Origin of the sequence: Pantoea sp. B623 (assembly GCF_024814475.1) — a bacterium.
GTDB lineage: Bacteria > Pseudomonadota > Gammaproteobacteria > Enterobacterales > Enterobacteriaceae > Pantoea > Pantoea ananatis.
The window spans coordinates 2,355,480-2,374,796 of the sequence record NZ_JANUXM010000004.1 but is presented as its reverse complement, the minus strand read 5'-3'; the positions used below and the strand labels follow the sequence as shown (position 1 = coordinate 2,374,796).

Here is a 19,317-nt window from a genome sequence, read left to right as displayed (position 1 = left end):
TGAATAATCGAGGTACGTTGCCCATCGACAGGGCGATATGTGAAACCTCATCTGTAGAGCATGTTTATATTCAGGCGCTGCAGCCGGTTACCGGCACAGGCGGCGCTATCCGCGAGTCTATCTCAAGCCGCCAGGCATTGTGGCGGCACAGCCCGAATGCCCGCTTTAAAATGTCCAGGTAACGCCTGAAGAAAGCGTCCAGTAATACTGTTGATCCGTCATCGGACTGTCGCGAAGTGCGCCAGTCAGGAAGGTGACTTTGGGCTGAAGATAAATATGCAACGGCGTAACCGGGTGCCAGTCAAACGCCAAAGCAAGCCACGGCGTAATGCCCTGATGACGCCAGGAAGGTAAACCGCTGCGCTCGGATTCCTGAGCGTTCACGCCGTAGTAATAGCTTGCCTGCTGCTTATTCATCCAGTCCACCCCAACCTGCGGATAAACGTCCAACTGCATGAACGACACCTGGCCCGCCCATGCGACCGTTCCCAGTAATCCCCGGCTTTCATTCAGCGTATCCGCAGAGAGTTCCGTTCTGAAAGCACCGACGGGGGTTATCTTTTGATAGCTGATGCCGCCCATCATGGTGCTGTGGCGGATGTCTAGCTGTCGAAGCGCCGGGTCAGATGACTGGCCGGGATCGAATTCGTTATCCAGATACCACCAGCGCGCCTTTAGCTGTGTGGTGTCATCTTTGATCAAATAGGCGCCGACTTCGGTGCCGTCAATATAGACATGGTTGTTGTCATATCCTACATAAGGCAGACCTGAAAACTGCGTTTTGTACTGGCGATAAGGCGTAAAGTTCGCCTCGCCCTGGGCGCCCAGCGTCAGCCCCTCAGCCCAGGCCTGTGTGATATTACCGACCAGGAGGCAGCACAAGGCCATTCTGAAGTGTGATCGCATGATAGTGATTTGTCCGGTTTTCGTCTGTCTGAGGCAGTGGGCTGCCAGGTCTCACAGCCCATGACGAGGCCGGAGCGTAAATAAAAAAACTGAGCGTGGTAATGAACTGCCTTTTACCCTGGCTTACGGCCCGCGCGCGCCGGGCCGCTTCAGGACAGGGCCTGAGCGAAAGATATAGCGGACTCGCTGCAGCAATGCAAGGCGCGGCGATGCTTATTCTTACCGGGTTCATCCCCTGATTACCGCTACCTTCTCTGACTACTGGGACGTAACATCAATCAATCGTCAATCGGTCCTGAATTCCGTCAATGTTATCCCTTTATTTATTGTGGGAATAAGGTGTTTTTGTTAAGGTCCCGTTCCGCCAGATAACCGTTAATTTCGCAGGTTTACCGCGATCTAATGATGTTTTTCCCGTGAGTGGCAAGGCTTAAAAAGAAAATATCTGGCGCAAACAGGCTGTTTCATTTCGGATGAGACAGGGCTGAATAATACTGAACTCACAGCCCTGTCTTGAAAGGATAAGGCTGTCTGTATCAGAGAATTAACAGGGTGCGATGCGCCACCTGTTTTTTATTATCAGGACTGTTGTATGAACAAGGTGATTATTTCCGCTATTTTCTGTGCGCTGCTGAGTGGTGCGGTGCCCGCAGTGGCAAGTCAAACGCTGTCTGTAGGCTATGCGCAGAGTAAAGTTGAAGATTTTAAAAATATGCCCGGTGTGAATCTGCAATATCGTTATGAGTGGGACTCACCGGTTAGCGTAGTGGCCTCTTTCACCACTCTGGAGAACAGTGAGGACAGCAACAGTTCTTTTTTTCAGCGCCATACGTCCGATCACGTAAGCGCAAAATATTATTCTTTACTGGCGGGGCCGGCATATCGTCTGAATCAACGGGTCAGTGTTTATGCGCTGGCCGGCTTTTCCCATGCCGCGATGAGCCGCCAGTATCACGGCTATGATTCTCAGGGAATGCCTCAGGACATCCAGTTTTCGGAGACGACCAATGCGTTGGCTTACGGGGCCGGTATTATCATTAACCCGGTTGATTATCTGTCTGTAACCCTGGGTTACGAAGGTTCCCGCACCCGGGTTGAAGGAGAGCAACGCGCTGTTAACGGCGTTAATCTGGGGGTGGGTTACCGTTTCTGATTGCACGTTTATGCAGATTTGCTCTGCATCCTTCGCGGCGTGCCTCTCACCGCTTCAGAATACGCATAACGCCGCTGGCCCTTCAGAAACCCGGCTACTGGCAACTTGCTGCGCCGAGTGATCAGGATGCGGGCGGCGTGGTTCGGGCAAAGCTTTCGCGCTGAAACAGGTTTTCTGCCAGCTTGACTAACGCCGGGCGGCCAACGCACCAGTTCGGCACGACGCGACGGAAATTCAGATAACCGAGCATGCAGCCCGTCGCAATATCCGCCAGATTAAGTGCGCCAGTGTTGATCCATTTTCCTTCGTTCACGGAGGCTTCCAGGCTGTCCAGGCCACGCTGAATCTTTTCACGATTACGCAGTAAAACCTCTTCTGACTGCATATCGCCCGGACGTAACTGCTCACGCACAATCACCAGCGCCGCGTCACTGATACCGTCAGCTAACTTCTCGAGCTGACGAACGTTTAACGATGCGAGGGAAGTGTCAGGCAATAAAGCAGGCGTCGGGCTGCGCTGTTCCAGGTACTCAGCGATGATGCTGGAATCGAACCAGATCTGATCGTCCTCCGCGACCAGTGCAGGCACTTTTCCCAACGGATTATATTGCGGAACGTGGCTGTCATCGCTATAAGGCGAAGCATTAACGAATTCAAACATCATACCTTTTTCCAGCATGATGATAGATATCTTGCGTACAAAAGGGCTGGTATAGCTGCCAATCAGTTTCATTGCGTAGCTCCTTTTAGCGAGGTTTTTTAGCAATAGCTATTCACCAGGGAACATAAAGGGATTCAGACTGCTTCGTGTAAAGCCTTCCTGCTCCATACGGGCATCCAGCACCAAAGAAGCGAGATCGTCCGCGACGGGTTCAATTGCCGGATTCTTTTGCTGGTACAAGATTTTCAGATAGCTACCACAGTCACCACAGCTTTCAGCTTTTACTGCTGCATGTTCACTGTCCAGCGACCAGTAGTGAAGATCGCGGGATTGTTCGCAGTTTGTGCACTTGCTACGCACCACGTACCACTCACTTTCGCACAGATTGCAATGCAGGTAACGTGCGCCTTCGTCGGTGCCCATATGAACCATGCTTGCAACGGGCATACTGTTGCACACCGGGCAGTACTGGCGTTGATTGCCCATCTCTGCCTGTGCTTTACCCGGTATCAACGCCGCCATTTGCGCCCAGTAAATCGACAGTGACGCCCAGATAAAAGGCGCTTTGTCGCTACTGACCTGAGCATACTCGCCCGCAAAGAGTGCGCTGGCCATCGTTTCCAGCTCGCTGGCAGATGCTTTTTCCAGGTTCTCCAGCACTGCCAGCGCCTGGCCGCTCATCTCGGGTTTAAGTTCCGCAATCAGCGAATGCAACAGGCGGTGCCAGTGCGTATCCCGCGGTAAAGTATGAATATCCAGCGGCGGTTTGCCTTCCTGAGCACTCTGTACCAGGCGGGCATGAAGATTCATCTGCAGCGGATGGTCATACAGCACAATTTCCTGCGCCTGGGCTATGACGGCGGCAAAGCGTAAATAATCGCCCAGTGGATTTTTAGCGGCCAGATCACGCAGTCGCGCGGCGCGGCGGCTGTATAAACGCTTCAACTGGGGGAAAAGTAACGGCGGGATTGTCTCCGCTGGATTTTTTTCGCTCTTCTCCAACTGATCTTGCGGGATAATGCGGATGCTCATAGAGGGCATTTTCCTGTTTTGTTGGCTGATTACGCGATTCACGACACCAGCAAGAATAGGTTTTCAGTCGTGGCTCAGGCCATTCGGACGGTGGCTTTGTCGCCGGTTTTACGTTTTTTCTGTTGCGGTTATCTCCATCATGACAGGACTCGTCGTCAGTCAGAAGATTGCAGCATTTCAGGATCTCATCAATGTTCCCGACAGGCTGATCATAGCAGTCCAAATCCCGCCCTTGTGGATGAAATGTATTTTTCCCGAGGCTGGATGATTTCATACAGATAGACATCGAGCATGCCGGGCCAGCCGCGCGCCATTTCACGCTTTATGCTATCAGGGTGCCATGCGCTTGTTGCTCTCTGTCAGCAGGTTCAGAATAGGCACTATTCAGCATAACGGAATACTATTACCTTTCAATCATTGCGGAATCAGCCAGGATCAGAAAAAAGTGAATAAAAACGAGGCGAGAAGTGATGCTGATGTAATCGGGAATGCCGGTCTGCGTGAAACTCTGGTGTGGCAACGTGACGATTTACATCACTCCCGGGCTGACTGGCTAGCGGAAGAGGTTCCCGTGGCGCTGGTTTATAACGGCATTTCCCACGTCGTGATGATGACAACGCCCAAAGACCTGGAGGCTTTTGCCATCGGTTTTTCTCTCTCTGAAGGCATTATCGATGCGCCGGCAGATATCTTCGGTATGGATGTGGTCGCGGGTTGCAATGGCATTGAGGTACAGATTGAGCTATCCAGCCGTCGTTTTATGGCGCTGAAAGCGCAGCGACGGGCCCTGGCGGGGCGGACCGGCTGTGGCGTTTGCGGGGTTGAGCAACTGGACCAGATTGGTAAGCCGCTTACGCCGTTGCCGTTCACCCAGCGGTTTACGTTAGCGCATCTGGATCGCGCACTGGGGCAACTTAACCAGTTTCAGCCAGTGGGGCAAAAAACGGGCTGTACCCATGCAGCGGCCTGGATACAGCCTGATGGTGTGCTGATTCACGGCTGCGAGGACGTCGGTCGTCATGTGGCGCTGGATAAGCTGTTGGGCTATCGCAGTCAGGCCGCCTGGGGCGAGGGCGCCCTGTTAGTTTCCAGTCGCGCCAGCTATGAGATGGTGCAGAAATCTGCAATGTGCGGCGTGGAGATTCTGTTTGCCGTCTCCGCTGCGACCCGACTGGCTGTTGAGGTTGCAGAACGCTGCAACCTTACCCTTGTCGGTTTCAGTAAGCCGGGCCGGGCGACCATTTACACTCATCCACAGCGGCTGATGTAAATGCTGAGCAGCGCGAATGAGTGCCTGCAGAAGCGGTTATCAGGCCGTCACGGGCTCGCTGACTGCGCCTGCGCGAAGCCCGTTTTGCGGTCAGCATCAAACGAAAAATGCGCAGTCTTTGCATGTTTTTTCAAAACCTTATGTTTAATAGGGCATTGATTACGCTTTTACCGATCATGAATTTAACTATAATGATAAGACTGCTTACGCGGCACGTGCCGACATTGTCGTGCTGCTCAAACACTAAATGGAGAGGAAGAACATGAGTTATTCACTGCCATCCCTGCCTTACGCCTACGACGCACTGGAACCGCACTTTGACAAGCAGACGATGGAAATCCATCACACCAAACATCATCAGACCTATGTCAACAACGCCAATGCGGCGCTGGAAGGCACTGAATTTGCTGATCTGCCCGTTGATGAACTGATCACTAAGCTGGATCAGCTGCCAGCAGACAAAAAAGGCCCGCTGCGCAACAACGCAGGTGGTCATGCTAACCACAGTCTGTTCTGGAAAGGCCTGAAAACCGGCACGGCCCTTCAGGGCGAACTGAAGGCGGCTATTGAGAAAGATTTTGGTAGCGTTGAGAAATTCCAGGAAGAGTTTGAGAAAGCGGCGACCACCCGTTTCGGTTCAGGTTGGGCCTGGCTGGTTAAAAAAGGCGACAAACTGGCCGTGGTTTCCACTGCTAACCAGGATAATCCACTGATGGGCGAGGCCGTCGCTGGCGTTTCTGGCTATCCGATCATTGGTTTGGATGTGTGGGAACACGCCTACTACCTGAAGTATCAGAACAAGCGTCCGGACTACATCAAAGCGTTCTGGAACGTGGTTAACTGGGACGAAGCGGCAGCCCGCTTTGCATCGGCTAAGTAAGCGATAACCCAAGAGACCTGACCGGCAGAACCTGTTCTGCCGGTTTTTTTTCGCCTGAATATCTGGTTTTCGTCCTTTTCCGGTCTGAATGTTGCCATTGCCATTGCCATTGCCATTGCCATTGCCATTGCCATTGCGATAGCTGATGCTGCGCTGCCCGCACCGCTTCCCACCTTTAAAGCCCAACGTTCGAAGTCAGTTAAACCAGAATTAAACGAAGCGTCAGTTTATCCCGGTAAGTTTTTAACAATTTGAGTCATTAACCTGTCGTTGATGTGGCTCGTTTTATCATCAGCGCCACTATCAAATTAATAAGAACTTATGCCATGTCTATTTATACTACACACGAGCCGGTTGCTGATTCGTATGCCTCTCTTTTTTTTCAATTGGTCAGCGGAAAGTACGTGCCAAATAAACGTTGGCTAAGCCGTCAATTCCGTTTTAAATTTGCCTTAAGGACGCTGATTGCGCCCGTGACCACATTGCGCTATTTACAGCAGCTCTCAGAGTTACCCCGGTTTTCGCAATTAATGCGTGTGCAGGGAGTCTTACCCGCGAAGTTACATCGCCCTTATCTGCGTGCCGGAATGGGTGTAGCTGCACGCGCCCAGGCTATTCTCGACCATTATCATTTAATGAACAGCCTGGATAATCTTCAACTTCGCCAGGTTTTACAAAGTGGCGAAGAGAGCGTGCTGGCCAGGCTGAAGGGTAAAAATGATGAAGATTTTGTCATTGCCTGTAGCTCAGGTTATTACGATCGTGAAGGTGAAATAACCTTAGTCTTGCGTTATCAGGGAGAAGGCTTAGCCTCACTTTCATTCACGATCTTGAACGAGGAAAACGCGCGCACACTCTTAATCGGTGGCTTACAGGGACCGCGTAAAAGTATCAGCAATGATGTTATTCGTGATGCAACCAAAGCGGCACATGGTTTATTTCCTAAACGCTTATTGATGGAAGTCGTCTTTATTTTATCTCAGCAATGTGGTGTCAGGAAAATAGCGGCGGTAGGGGATGAAACGCATGTTTTTCGCAGCCTGCGTTATCGCCAGAGTAAAGAGGATAAATTCCATGCCAGCTACAGCGATTTCTGGCTGACGATCAACGGAAAGGAGCGTGCTGACGGCGTCTTTATGCTGCCGCTGGCGCTGCCGCGTAAAACGCTGGAAGAGATTGCCAGTAAGAAGCGTGCGGAATACCGCCGTCGTTATACGCTGCTGGATACGCTGGCAGAGCAGGTTGGGACTGCTACTGGCCAGCAAAACAGCGATCGGGCCGCCGCCTGAAACATGATCAAAAGGCGTTTTTAGCAAATCCGGTCATAACGCTAAGCCCCATTTCTCGTCCCAGCGCGGTCATTGGATGCACCACCACCAGGCCGCGCACGCTTTTCTTCAATGCGCCTAAATTTGCCTGCTCTTTTTTCGTAATTTCGCGGCTGAACGGCAATTTTTGCAGTTTTTGCGCTTCCAGGCTCAGCTTAACGTCACGCTGACTGCGAAGACGCTCAATTTCCGTTACCAGCGTTTCTTTCTCTTTCAGCAACGCGCCCAGCTTTTCAGCATCACCGGATTCGAGTAACTGAGGCTCTTTACGATTCAGCGCGTCAAGTTGATCGCTGAGACGTTTAATTTCGTTTTTTTCTTGCTCTTTCATGACAACAACTCGTTGAGGAAAACAGGCTAAGGATACACCAAATTTAACGTAGATTCTCGGTGGTTAGCGTGAAAAGGGGAGCCTTGAGGCTCCCGGCGGGATTTAGCTGACTGACTTTTTAAACGCCTGTTTCATACTAATGCGGGAAATCAGTTCGGTGAGTGACAGGACCATAGTGGAGCGTACCATCTGCAGATAACGTTGCTGCTGCATCGCCTGTAGTGCTGCATCTTCAGCATGAAATGTGGGAACGGGGGGCCAGGCCGCCACGCAGTGCAATTCACCAAAGGGTCCCAGAATTTCATCATCAGTAAAACGGTAATCGCCCGCGTCATGATTGAGTTCTTCACGCAGCGCCAGCAGTAACTCACAGTCTTCATATTCATGCCGACTAATCACGCCAAGGCCATAGATCAGCTTGAGCCTGACGGAGAGCTCACCTAACGGACCGTCGCCCAGCAGCAAGGGCTCTACGGCGTATTTCACCGCGTAGTCATCTTTACGGAATACCTGCAGCACCAGCACATTGACGGCTTCAGCTAACAACTCGACAGCGGCGAACAAAAAGCTTCTCACCGAGCGTCCAGCGTTCAGGCGTTCAAGCACCCGGTTTTCAAAAGCCTGCTTTTCTTCCATTCTTGCCTGCATCAGTGTAGTGCTGCTGTCGGGGGCCCGTTTATTGCCCCCGATCTGGGTCGCTAACATGGGGCTATTATGCCATGGCGTGCCAGGCACTCACGGCCTCTTTTATTATTTCACTCTCAGCATCCAGTCCTGAAACCTGCGCTAAGGTTGCCTGCGGACCTTTTTCCGCCAGCAGCGCGGCTAACTCCTGCGCCTGGGGATCCTGATCGCTATGATAATGCATTGCAGCAGCAATGCCCTGAACCAGGTTGGCATGCGGCAGGCCATATTCCAGCGTGCCGAGTGTCGGTTTAATCAGGCGGTCGCCTGCGCTCAGCTTGCGGATTGGCTGACGACCTACGCGTTCAACGTCATCTTTCAGATAGGGATTTTCAAAGCGGCTAAGAATTTTTTGAATATAAGCAGCATGCTTGTCTGCTTCGAAGCCGTAGCGTCTAATTAGTACCGCGCCACTTTCTTCCATCGCACCCTGGACGACCGCGCGAATATTCTCATCGAGAATGGCATCGCGAATAGTCTGGTGCCCCGCCTGTTGCCCCAGATAGGCTGTAATTGCGTGGCCGGTATTCAGGGTGAAAAGTTTACGTTCCACAAAGGCCATCAGGTTATCGGTCAGTTCCATGCCCGGAATGGTGGGTAATTCGCCTTTAAACTGGGTTTTGTCCACAATCCATTCGCTGAAGGTTTCCACCGTGACTTCCAGCGGATCCTGACTGCCTGCTTCAGAAGGGGGAACAATACGGTCTACCGCTGAATCCACAAAGCCAACGTGTTGTTCGAGCCAGACATGATATTCAGAAGGCAGCGCCTGTAGCACGTGCTGCTTAAGCTGGCTGGTTCCACGCACCATATTTTCACAGGCGATAATATTTAACGGCCGAACATTGCCGTTATCACTGCGTTTGGCCAGACCTTTTGCCACGCTGGCAGCGATGCGCTCAAGGATTTGCGGACCAACGGCAGTGGTAACGAGATCGACATCCGCGATCAGTCCAGTAATGTCGTCGCTGGTGCTGTTCACGGCGCTGACGCCCTTAACCACTTCAACTTTGGCCTGTTCACCTACCACATGCACGGGATATTCATGACGTGCATTAAGGGCATCCAGCACTGCCTGATTCACATCTGCAAAAATCAGCTCAATACCGGCATCTGCCAGCAGTTTGCCGATAAAGCCACGACCGATGTTGCCTGCTCCAAAATGTAACGCTTTCATAAAATTGACCCATATCAAATAACGATGGGGCGGGCATGTCCGCCCCCAAAAAATGGGACGGGCACAACCGCCCCAGGGAAATGTCGGACCCGATTATGCTACAGCGGGTTTGCCTGATAACAGATCCAGAACATCCTGTACGCTTTCTGTACGTGCCAGTTGTTCAATGACCTGCTCATCATCGAGCGCGTTCGTCAGGCTGGTAATCACCTGAATGTGCTCGTTATTGCGGGCAGCTATACCAATCACCAAACGTGCCACTTCATCAGGTTCCTCGCCAAACTGAACGCCGGCAGGGTACTGGCAGAAAACCACACCCGTTTTCAGTACACGGTCTTTCGCTTCAACGGTACCGTGCGGCACAGCAATCGACTCGCCAAGATAGGTTGGCGTCAGCTTTTCGCGCGCCAGCATGGCATCAATGTATTCGGGTTCTACGTAGCCGCCTTTGACTAACTGCTCACCGGCAAAGCGAATCGCCTGCTCTTTATTGCTGGCACTCAGCCCCAGGAAAACGTTGCTCTGGCCGAGTTTAAACAGGTTGGCATGGCTGTCATCGTAGCTGTCACCCAGCGTCTTCTGTACGGCTTCGCGGTTAGCTTCACTGCGATTAGCCGCCACCAGGCGCTCGGTCAGCGTGCTATAAAGTGCACTGTCCAGGAAGTTATTTAAGGAAATGTGCTGGGCATGAGGCGCCTGACGGATGGCTCGTTCAGTAAGATCGCGATGGGTAATCACCAGATCAACGTCACCCGGTAAGGCATTAATCGCGCTGTTGGTGACCGACACGTTACTCAGACCTGCATCATGGACCTTCTTACGCAGGACACCAGCGCCCATGGCGCTTGAGCCCATACCTGCATCGCAGGCCACAATGATTTTACGCACATGGTCCAGATCTACGCTCATCGCGTCGCTCGCAACCGGCGCACCTGTCAGACTCTGACCTTTTGACTGCGCTTTCATATCACGCATACGCTGCGTAGCCGCTTCAATATCGTCATCTTCTTTCACTTTGCTGGTCTTCAACAAAATGGCAGAAATCACAAACGACACCGCAAATGCAGCAAAGATGGCGGCGATATTGGCAAAGTAAGCCCCTTTTGGGGTCATGGCCAATACGGCCAGGATAGAACCTGGTGAAGCAGGCGATACCAGACCACCGTGCAGTACGGTCAGCGTAAAGACACCGGTCATTCCGCCAAGGATGACGGCCAGCAGCAGGCGTGGTGCCATCAGCACGTAAGGGAAGTAGATCTCGTGAATGCCGCCCAGGAAGTGGATGATCGCCGCGCCCCCAGCAGACTGTTTAGCACTGCCGCGACCAAAAAACATATAGGCCATCAGCACGCCCATCCCCGGACCCGGGTTGGCTTCGATCAGGAAGAAAATTGATTTCCCTGCTTCACTTGCCTGCTGAATACCCAGAGGTGAGAAAATCCCATGGTTAATCGCGTTGTTCAGGAACAGGATTTTTGCAGGTTCAACGAAGATTGACGTCAATGGCAGCAGGTTGTTCTGCACCATCAGGTTAACGCCCGTGGCAAGAATGTGTGAAAGACCTTCAACCAGCGGACCAATCGCCATAAAAGCCAGCATGGCCAACAGCATACCGATAATACCGGCAGAGAAGTTGTTCACCAGCATCTCAAAGCCGCTTTTGATTTTACCGTCAACCATACGGTCAAAGGATTTGATCGCCCAGCCGCCAAGTGGGCCCGCAATCATTGAGCCGAGGAACATCGGCATATCAGCACCGACAATTACCCCCATCGTAGTGATTGCGCCAACCACCCCACCGCGATCGCCACCGACCAGGCGTCCACCGGTATAACCGATCAGGAGTGGCAGCAGGTAAGTGATCATTGGGGCGACCAGTTTCGCCAGCGTTTCGTTAGGGATCCATCCTGTTGGAATAAACAGCGCGGTGATAATACCCCAGGCGATAAATGCGCCAATGTTAGGCATCACCATATTACTCAAAAAGCGACCAAAGCTTTGTACTTTGACCTTTACTGATGAGGACATAAGCCCACCCCTTGTTGAGACGCGCTGCAACAGGAGCGCGCGTTTGTTTTTGTTTAGCCACTACGGCGATGAGCCGTCAGTATTACTGTATGCAGGCGGACTTTATCACGCGAATAGTGGACTGCGTAGTGCACGAGGCTTAGTGTGATTTAGGTCACATTTATGTCGGGGGGATGGGGGGGTATTAAGTGACTTTTATCACAGAAATGAGCCATTACGGCGAGAAGACGACGGATTTTTAGCCATCGAAATCGATTTATAGTGATTGCGATCACATTTATGGCGTTGAGCTTTGTTTGATAAATGAGACTAAGATCACAATTTAATTTAATGAAAAACGGGCCGGATCACATTTTGATCAGGCCCGTTTGAATGCGGAATCATGATTTCACGTGGCTCAGGTTAGGCGGTGAATGATCCGTCCCCTGCACGCCGATTATTGCAAATTACCCTGTACTGCATTTTTAGCTTGGCTCAGCGCTTGCACATTAGCTGATAAGCTCGTCATTAAGTCATTATATTGCGTCGCCTGTTCCTGAGTTGGGAACTGAACGCCACCGTTATTGAAACTGACGCGCGTTCCCTGAGCCTGCAAAAACTCACCTGTCTTTACAGCATCCTGACTAAGTGCCTGCAGTTTGGGTAGCAATGGGATCAACTGGCCAGCAGGCTGCGTCACCACTTTGTCATACGCGGTATCGAAGACTTTTTTCAGGTCGTCGTTTTGCTTAAGCGCGCTTTTACTTTTATCTGCCTGCATTTTTGCGGTTTCCAGTTGCTGGGTAGCCACCGTCAACGCGCTGTTGGCCTGGGCCAGTGAGTCGTGGCGGCTCAGATAGTCCTGCGGCACATGAATAGCAGAAAGTTCATCCACCACCGGACGCATCCCCTGATCCACAGCTTTGTTCGCCTGCTGCGAGAAGCCATAAAGAATGGCGTAATCACCGGTGAAAGGACCAAAACTTTGTTTCTGATTTTCACTCAGGCTGGGTAGATGTTCACCGCTACGCATAACGGTATTTTGCAGAAAATCGATAAACGCTTTGCGCTGTTCGCCCTCTTTATCACCACATGCGGTAAGTTGCAGCACAAGAAGCACGCCAGTCAGCAAAATGCCGCTGCGTGCCAGGATACGGGAAATGCCTGAAGCCATGGGTTCAACTCCTGTCGGTAAAACTGGCTGATGTCCGGATAAGCAGTGGCCTAAAGAATAGAACAAAGGATAACGGCCACACAATGCGAAAGCGCGATGTAAGGCCATAACCTGTAAGAAAGTTTGCCTTAAGCGTGTTTAAGATGATGTTACAGGCTTATGGTGTCAGAAAAGAAGGCCAGCGTATCCGCGACTCAGGCTTTTTTGCACCGATAACGAGCCCGCGAGAAGGGAAGCTAACGGATCCGTAAGTATAGGTCATAAATAATTAATTCCATCTTATGTTTCGACCGACACAGATGTTCCATCTGAATCGTTAACGTTAAACGTCCATTAACGAGTTGCCCTAAAATTGTTCGTCTGCATTAAAGTGGTGCAAACGCCTCCATGAACGCAATCACTGGCACGAATCGCACAAATTATCGTGTTCACTATAATTAAAACGTCATGTTGTCCTTCGATGATAAAGCTGACTCCCTTTTCAGCGCTTCCGGCGCCACCTACGTCAGGGCTGGCAAGTGTTTTTTTATTTTGGAAGCAAGAAAGGCGTGATGGCTGACAGCACTCTCCAGCCAGTATGTGTTCAAAAAATGAAAGTCTGGCGCATATTTTGCAACCAACTCACAGAGCCGGTGCGGTTATCCTGGCCAGTTCATCACCTGATTGCCGGCCATAAAGAAAACGCGACCAGCGCTGTTGACAGACGCTGTGGTAACAAAACCAATCGCTTCAAAAGGTTAAGTTGCTTAACCATTTTTCAGAATTGTAAAGTTAAAAAAAATGTCTAATTTGCGCTGCAAATTGTCAGGTATCTATCCATACTTAGTCTCCCGGCATTTGTGGCATTGTGTTGACATGTTTAACAGCAATGCAGGTCAGGCTGTGTCCCATAAGGGTTTTCTTACAATAAAAACAAACTCTTAAGGGATGCAGCTTGCTTAATCCGGTTTCTGAGCCTGATTTCAGGTTCTTGTACCTTCTTTCACGTGATTCATAGTGAGTTTTAAGGAGTTCTCTATGGAGTTAAAAGACCCAATGTTTGAATTGCTCAGCAGCCTTGAGCAGATTGTTTTGACACGTGATAACAGCCCTGTAGCGCTGCAAACTCAGCGTCAGCCAGCCGTGCCAGAGCCACAGCGTTTACGCGAAATGGCAGGAATGCAGGTAGATGAGTTTGCCAGGATTATGGGCGTTAGCGTTTCTTCGGTTAAAAGCTGGGAAGCCCAGCGTACGCGTCCTTCCGCAACTGCACAAAAATTGATGAAATTACTTCACGCCAATCCTTACCTTGGGCGTCAGTTACTCGATTAAGTCACTAAGTCGTATCCCGGCTTTTGTTGGCGCCGGTCACGTGAGTGACCGGCCGTTCAATACCTCTCCCTGTTGACAGGCTTCGTTAAACCCGTTTCCAGTCCGTCCTGTCGGTCAGCTAAACTTTGGCAAGATGTTAAGCACATTGCCAAACCAGCAGATGATGACGATAACACCAAATAAAATGACCACAGCCGGAATAACCTTTCCGCCCCAGACAGTGAATGTTTTATCGGGAAAGCGTTTTCTCGATTTTAATGCCAGCAGGGCAGGGACGATAACTGCCCAGATTGTTGCGCACAATCCTGCGCCACCGATACCGTAAATAAAACCATTCGGGAAGAGCAAATATAAGATGCCGGGAGGTAGAAAGGTTAACAGCACCGTTTTAAATCGTCCAAAGTGGGAATTATCGATTTTAAACAGATCCGCCAGATAGTCGAACAACCCCAACGTGACCCCAAAGAAAGAGCTGGCCACGGCGAGATTAGAAAAAACCAGTAAGAAAAATTCAATGACGCCGCCAGGATGCGTTCCCATAAAAGACTTCACCAGCGCGTCAACATTTCCGCCCGAAGAAATGATTTCTTTGAATTTTTCACGCGGGATATTCCCCATGGTGCAATACAGCCAAAAAAGATAGATAAACAGCGCCAGCAGTGAACCAAGAACAATGCTTTTAACCAGCTTATCTTTTCGTTTTCCATAACAAATGATCAGGTTGGGGATATTACCGTGAAAGCCAAAAGAGGCAAGGCAAACCGGAACGGCCATAAATATATAGGGAAAATAACGATTGCTTTCACTGATACCGCTAACATCGCTAAGGATTGAAAAATCAACTTTGAAAAATAAAGAGCCAAAAACAATGACGAAGGCTAAGATTTTAATACCCAAAAAGAGCGAGGTGATTCTGCTGGCTGCCAGAGAGCTAATCCATAACACGCTGGCAACGAAAACCGCTGTACCGATGCCGATAACACGTGAAGGTATCGTCATGCTGGAATGCATGGACAGGGTTTCGCTAATAATCGCGCCGTTAGCGGAGATATAAGCGTAAGTCAGTATATACAACACAAAAGCAACGGTAATACCGCTTATTACATTCCATCTTTTACCCAGCAGATCTTTGGTCAATGTATTGAAGCTTGAGCCTGTTGGATAGTTCAGGTTAGCTTCCAGTAACAGCAGACCGGAATGAAGCATGGAAAACCAGGCGATGATCAAGATGAAAGCGCCCCAGAAGAACCACGCGCCCGCAAGATCGACAGGGAGTGCAAACATCCCACCACCGATTACGGTTCCAGCGATAACCATCACGCCCCAAAAGGCGGAGTGTTTCTGATCTGTATTTTCTTCCATGGTGTCCTCTCAACAATATTCTTCGCTTTTATCGTTGTTATAATTTTTATGCCTGACAGGCAGGGTAATGGAGCAGCCGTGGCCAAAACAGCTGCTCACTGTACAGGTATGACTATGAAATCTCTTTAAGTTTTGCGGTGAAATGGCGCAAAACCTTAGGCTCATAGGTAAAGGCTAATCCTTTTATGTTGCTCGCATTCTCTTTCACATGCTCAAAAGCTTCGATAATGAAGTCCATATGCGTTTGTGTGTAGGTGGCTCTGGGAACGGTTAACCGCAACAGTTCGGCCGGACAGGGCAGTTGTTCTCCTGATTTAGGATCGCGGCCCAGCAAAAACGAGCCGATCTCGACTGCCCGGATACCGGCCACTTTATATAACTCGCAGGCGAGTGCCTGAGCCGGGAACTGATGCGCCGGAATGTGCGGCAATAATTTTCCGGCATCGACAAAGGCAGCATGGCCACCGGCTTGCTGGCAGGTCACACCAATCGATTCAAGGCCATCAACCAGGTATTGAATTTGACTGATACGATAAGCCAGCCAGTCTTGATTCATGCCGTCATAAAGGCCTACCGCCAGGCGTTCCATTGCGCCGCCTTCTAACCCACCATAGGTGGGGAATCCTTCCTGAACAACGCAAAGTGTTCTGCAGTCGGTGTACACATCAAAGAAGCTGTCATCTTTGAAAGACAACAAGCCACCCATGGGGACCATCGCATCTTTTTTTGCCGACATGGCCAGCATGTCAGCATATTTATAGCTTTCCCGGGTAATCGCTTCGATTGTCCAGTTTTTGTACGCTTTTTCCCGCTGCTGAATAAAGTACGCGTTTTCAGCAAAGCGGGCTGAATCCATGACCACCGGAATGTCATATTTTTTTGCAATCTGGTACATGGCTTTTAAGTTTGCCAGCGACACGGGCTGCCCGCCGGCGGAATTGCAGGTAATAGTGGCAACAATATAGGGCACATTCTCCGCGCCCACATCCTGGATGCCTTTCTCCAGGCGCTCAAGATCAAAGTCGCCCTTGAAGTCGTGGCGAACCGCCGTATCGAAAGCCTCTTTGATATAAACATTTCGCACGGTACAGCCATTTATCTGGCTGTGGCCCTGTGTAGTATCAAAAAAGTAGTTCGAGAAGGCCACCATTTTTGTTCTGTCCAGACCTTTTTCTTGCTCCCGTTTTTTTATTAATACCGGAATATAAATTTGTTCTGCGCCACGGCCCTGATGTGTTGGAATAGTATAGGCATAACCAAAAATAGCTTTTACCGCTTCCGCTAACGTGTAATAACTGCGGCTGCCACTGTAAGATTCATCGCCTCGCATCATAGCAGCCTGCATATTTTGCGTAACGGCGCCGGTTCCGCTATCGGTGAGAAGATCAATAAAAACGTCTTCGCTATCCAGCAAGAATGGATTCATTCCGGCTTTTATCATCGCTGCATTACGATGCTCTCGTGTAGTGCGTTTGACGGGTTCAATAACACGAATACGGAATGGCTCAGGTAAGTGTCTAAAGTTATTCATCATCATGTCCTTTTATTCAGACGTGCCGATGCCGTAGGTTTTTTTAATGAATGAATTAAAAACCCGGGCAAATGTTTTTATCCTGTTTCAGCCGATAAGAAACGTGACTGCATTGTATGTTGCATCGCGTTTTCAATAGCCAGTTTTGGGCAAGTAAACGGATCGCACCCATAATGCAGGGTTTTTAAAGTCTGAATGAGTGAAAATGCGCCCGATAAATTACGACCCTGTCAGTCGAAAGAGATGGGCGATTGTAAAAAGAAGACGTTAAGGCAGGTGATTGACAATAACATTATCAATATTAAACCATTTGGATATTACACTGCTGCTGTTTAAGATGATCATAATATTTCAACTCTCATTAAACATAGTGCCACCCTATTATATTAATTATTTATGTCTAGCATTACGTTTAGTTATCGTGACTGATATCACATGAAACCTTCTTTCTGTCTTAATAGTTATTTATTTTTTATTTTAAAAATACATTTTTTTGACAGTTTCCCTGCTTGCTAATTACTTTTTAAAAACCCGATTTTTTCTACACATTCATATGCCCTCTCTGATCGCTGTAAAAGAGAAAGCCGTGCTGATCGTAATCGATTGGGGATCCCCAGGTCGGGCTTATCGTTTCCTGTAAGCCTGTAAGCCTGTAAGCCTGTAAGCCTGTAAGCCTATAAACCTGTAAACCTGTAAACCATATAATCGGTTCCTGATGACTGGCTTACCCTGTGCAGTTTACTTCAAAGGCGACCACATGCAGCGGCGGGTTTTAGCTCAACCCACCGTATTTCGCGGCTTGCTTCACAAACCACTTTTCGGGCACGTTATAGGGAGCCTCAGCCAGTTGCGCAATGCCATTTTCAATATTGGCAGAAGCCTGACGCCAGAGTTCTGTGTTGCCCTGTCTGAGTAATTGAATTTGCACCCTTTTTTCAATCAGATAAACACGGGCGAAATGGGGATCGAAACGAACAATTGAACGTGTATTGTCAATAATGTCAGCCAGCTTTATCGTTTGTGCCTCTGGGCTGGCCTGAGCCGTATGGCGAAAATCGGCCACTTTACGTGCCGCACGGTTCTTTGCACTCTGTGGTGCCGTGTTGGTCAGCATCTCAACCAGCTTCGCGACCTCGTCACCAAAATGCGTCTGGATATCATTGAGGGTGGTCGCCGTATCTTCCACGGTATCATGCAGCCAGGCGGCGGCCAGCATCACAGGATTATCGGTAATGCTTCTGACCAGTTCCACAACGGCAGCGGGATGCACGATGTAGGGCTCATCGGTATATTTGCGTCGTTGACCCGTTTCGGCATGGGCTTGTGTGGCATAGCGACGCGCCCGTTCTTCCAGAGAATCCTGCATGCACTACCTCATTTCATAAATTGCTTGCAATTAACTAGCGCGCTATTTATATTGCGTCTATGAACAGTAATCAAAATGACAAAAAAGTGAAAGCTGCGCCACTGTTGCTCGATCAGCAACTTTGTTTTGCACTTTATTCCGCCAACCTGGCGATGCATAAAGTATACCGTAAGTTGCTCACGCAGATGGATATTACCTATCCGCAATATCTGGTGATGCTGGTACTGTGGCAACAGGATTCACTGACCGTATCAGAAATTGGTGAACGCCTCTTTCTGGATTCTGCAACGCTGACGCCGCTGCTGAAACGGCTGGAAAATGCGGGCTTACTTAATCGCCAGCGTTCCCGTCAGGATGAACGTCAGGTCGTCGTGAGTTTAACGGATGCAGGGCGTTCGCTGCGCCAGCAGGCTGAAAGCATTCCTGATGAGATTCAGTGTGCATCTGACTGCAGCGAAGATGAAATGAATTCGCTCAAACTGCAGTTGAACCAGTTACGTGACAAACTCATGGTGCCGCGCTAAATTTTTAATCTGGATGTAGAAACGAGTCAAACTTCGCAGCTCGGTGCTTATTGATAAGTCGCGAGCGATTAAATAGTGTAATGGAGAGCAGATATGTCTTTAGAACAAGTGGTTTATCGTGCAAAAGCTAAGGCTACCGGTGGTCGTGATGGTCGTGCAACCTCATCTGACGGCGTTCTGGATGTGAAACTGGGTGTACCGAAAGAGATGGGCGGTGCAGGTGGCGAAGTCACTAACCCGGAGCAGCTTTTTGCCGCGGGATACTCAGCTTGCTTCCTGGGGGCAATGAAGTTCGTTGCTGGCCGTGACAAAATTGCGATGCCAAAAGATGCATGGATTGAAGGTGAAGTGGGTATTGGCCCTATCCCCAATGGTTTCGGTATTGAAGCAACGCTGAATATTCACCTGCCTGAAATGGACGAAGCCGAAGCGCAGAAACTGGTTGATGCGGCTCATATCGTTTGTCCCTATTCAAATGCCACACGCAACAACATTGATGTCACGCTGAATATCATTCGCTAAACGCTTAAGGGCCTGAATACAGGCCCTTTTTTCTCTCTGCGCCTTTCTGAGTGACGTTTTTGAAACGTCCTGTCCGGGAATATTTTCTGGTCTAATTT

At 49.9% G+C, this 19,317-nt stretch carries 19 protein-coding genes; 7 read left to right on the top strand and 12 right to left on the bottom strand.

Features of this window, described 5'->3' with window-relative positions; translation table 11 throughout:
• Nucleotides 1–165: 165 nt before the first annotated feature.
• A complete protein-coding gene (locus tag NXS97_RS12795) occupies nucleotides 166–906 on the bottom strand; it encodes a MipA/OmpV family protein (RefSeq protein ID WP_014594973.1) in 741 nt (246 codons plus the stop codon).
• A gap of 592 nt (nucleotides 907–1,498) precedes the next feature.
• Here NXS97_RS12795 and NXS97_RS12790 point away from each other — a divergent pair.
• Entirely contained in the window at nucleotides 1,499–2,059 is a 561-nt protein-coding gene (locus NXS97_RS12790) for an Ail/Lom family outer membrane beta-barrel protein (protein ID WP_014594974.1), read from the top strand.
• Between the two features lie 121 nt (nucleotides 2,060–2,180).
• Here the strand turns inward: NXS97_RS12790 and NXS97_RS12785 are convergent, their stop codons facing one another.
• Together NXS97_RS12785 and fdhE are read right to left on the bottom strand one after the other, a co-directional pair.
• The gene (locus NXS97_RS12785) at nucleotides 2,181–2,792 is read right to left on the bottom strand and encodes a glutathione S-transferase (protein ID WP_014594975.1); all 612 of its coding nucleotides are present in this window, start codon (nucleotides 2,790–2,792) and stop codon (nucleotides 2,181–2,183) included.
• Nucleotides 2,793–2,828: 36 nt separating this feature from the next.
• Nucleotides 2,829–3,752, bottom strand: a complete 924-nt coding sequence (fdhE, locus tag NXS97_RS12780; RefSeq protein WP_014607025.1) for a formate dehydrogenase accessory protein FdhE — start codon at nucleotides 3,750–3,752, stop codon at nucleotides 2,829–2,831.
• 445 nt (nucleotides 3,753–4,197) lie between these two features.
• Between fdhE and fdhD the strand changes: the two genes are divergently transcribed.
• The 3 genes from fdhD (at nucleotide 4,198) to NXS97_RS12765 (ending at nucleotide 7,191) form a co-directional block, all read left to right on the top strand.
• A complete protein-coding gene (gene fdhD / locus NXS97_RS12775) occupies nucleotides 4,198–5,022 on the top strand; it encodes a formate dehydrogenase accessory sulfurtransferase FdhD (RefSeq protein WP_031284268.1) in 825 nt (274 codons plus the stop codon).
• A 262-nt stretch (nucleotides 5,023–5,284) separates the two neighbouring features.
• Nucleotides 5,285–5,902, top strand: a complete 618-nt coding sequence (gene sodA, locus NXS97_RS12770; RefSeq protein WP_019104682.1) for a superoxide dismutase [Mn] — start codon at nucleotides 5,285–5,287, stop codon at nucleotides 5,900–5,902.
• A 326-nt stretch (nucleotides 5,903–6,228) separates the two neighbouring features.
• Nucleotides 6,229–7,191: a VirK/YbjX family protein gene (locus NXS97_RS12765; RefSeq protein WP_014594979.1), complete on the top strand. Its 963-nt coding sequence runs from the start codon at nucleotides 6,229–6,231 to the stop codon at nucleotides 7,189–7,191.
• A 7-nt stretch (nucleotides 7,192–7,198) separates the two neighbouring features.
• Here the strand turns inward: NXS97_RS12765 and NXS97_RS12760 are convergent, their stop codons facing one another.
• The 5 genes from NXS97_RS12760 to NXS97_RS12740 all read right to left on the bottom strand — a co-directional run bounded on the left by NXS97_RS12760 (nucleotide 7,199) and on the right by NXS97_RS12740 (nucleotide 12,603).
• A complete protein-coding gene (locus NXS97_RS12760) occupies nucleotides 7,199–7,561 on the bottom strand; it encodes a YibL family ribosome-associated protein (RefSeq protein ID WP_013024016.1) in 363 nt (120 codons plus the stop codon).
• Between the two features lie 102 nt (nucleotides 7,562–7,663).
• Entirely contained in the window at nucleotides 7,664–8,266 is a 603-nt protein-coding gene (gene mtlR, locus NXS97_RS12755) for a mannitol operon repressor MtlR (protein WP_014594981.1), read from the bottom strand.
• Between the two features lie 7 nt (nucleotides 8,267–8,273).
• Nucleotides 8,274–9,422, bottom strand: a complete 1,149-nt coding sequence (mtlD, locus tag NXS97_RS12750; protein WP_014594982.1) for a mannitol-1-phosphate 5-dehydrogenase — start codon at nucleotides 9,420–9,422, stop codon at nucleotides 8,274–8,276.
• Nucleotides 9,423–9,515: 93 nt separating this feature from the next.
• The gene (locus NXS97_RS12745; protein WP_014607019.1) at nucleotides 9,516–11,450 is read right to left on the bottom strand and encodes a PTS mannitol transporter subunit IICBA; all 1,935 of its coding nucleotides are present in this window, start codon (nucleotides 11,448–11,450) and stop codon (nucleotides 9,516–9,518) included.
• 436 nt (nucleotides 11,451–11,886) lie between these two features.
• Nucleotides 11,887–12,603: a DUF3053 domain-containing protein gene (locus tag NXS97_RS12740; RefSeq protein ID WP_019106243.1), complete on the bottom strand. Its 717-nt coding sequence runs from the start codon at nucleotides 12,601–12,603 to the stop codon at nucleotides 11,887–11,889.
• A gap of 1,017 nt (nucleotides 12,604–13,620) precedes the next feature.
• Between NXS97_RS12740 and NXS97_RS12735 the strand changes: the two genes are divergently transcribed.
• On the top strand, nucleotides 13,621–13,914 hold the full coding sequence (locus NXS97_RS12735) for an HTH-type transcriptional regulator (RefSeq protein WP_014607017.1): 294 nt from the start codon (nucleotides 13,621–13,623) through the stop codon (nucleotides 13,912–13,914).
• Nucleotides 13,915–14,028: 114 nt separating this feature from the next.
• Here the strand turns inward: NXS97_RS12735 and tnaB are convergent, their stop codons facing one another.
• The 4 genes from tnaB to NXS97_RS12720 form a co-directional block, all read right to left on the bottom strand.
• Entirely contained in the window at nucleotides 14,029–15,276 is a 1,248-nt protein-coding gene (gene tnaB / locus NXS97_RS12730; RefSeq protein WP_116220148.1) for a low affinity tryptophan permease TnaB, read from the bottom strand.
• Nucleotides 15,277–15,388: 112 nt separating this feature from the next.
• Nucleotides 15,389–16,807, bottom strand: a complete 1,419-nt coding sequence (tnaA, locus tag NXS97_RS12725; protein WP_014607015.1) for a tryptophanase — start codon at nucleotides 16,805–16,807, stop codon at nucleotides 15,389–15,391.
• 267 nt (nucleotides 16,808–17,074) lie between these two features.
• Nucleotides 17,075–17,152 carry a tryptophanase leader peptide gene (gene tnaC, locus NXS97_RS23325; protein WP_104933743.1) on the bottom strand — a complete coding sequence of 26 codons (78 nt, stop codon included), beginning with the start codon at nucleotides 17,150–17,152 and terminating at the stop codon, nucleotides 17,075–17,077.
• A 427-nt stretch (nucleotides 17,153–17,579) separates the two neighbouring features.
• Complete coding sequence (locus NXS97_RS12720) at nucleotides 17,580–18,173, bottom strand: HD domain-containing protein (RefSeq protein WP_013024024.1); 594 nt, start codon at nucleotides 18,171–18,173, stop codon at nucleotides 17,580–17,582.
• Nucleotides 18,174–18,232: 59 nt separating this feature from the next.
• Here NXS97_RS12720 and NXS97_RS12715 point away from each other — a divergent pair, with 59 nt between their 5' ends.
• Nucleotides 18,233–18,697, top strand: coding sequence for a MarR family winged helix-turn-helix transcriptional regulator (locus tag NXS97_RS12715; RefSeq protein WP_013024025.1), 465 nt, complete (start codon nucleotides 18,233–18,235; stop codon nucleotides 18,695–18,697).
• 93 nt (nucleotides 18,698–18,790) lie between these two features.
• Nucleotides 18,791–19,219 (top strand): organic hydroperoxide resistance protein, encoded by a 429-nt coding sequence (locus tag NXS97_RS12710; RefSeq protein WP_013024026.1) that lies wholly within the window; start codon nucleotides 18,791–18,793, stop codon nucleotides 19,217–19,219.
• Nucleotides 19,220–19,317 lie beyond the last annotated feature (98 nt).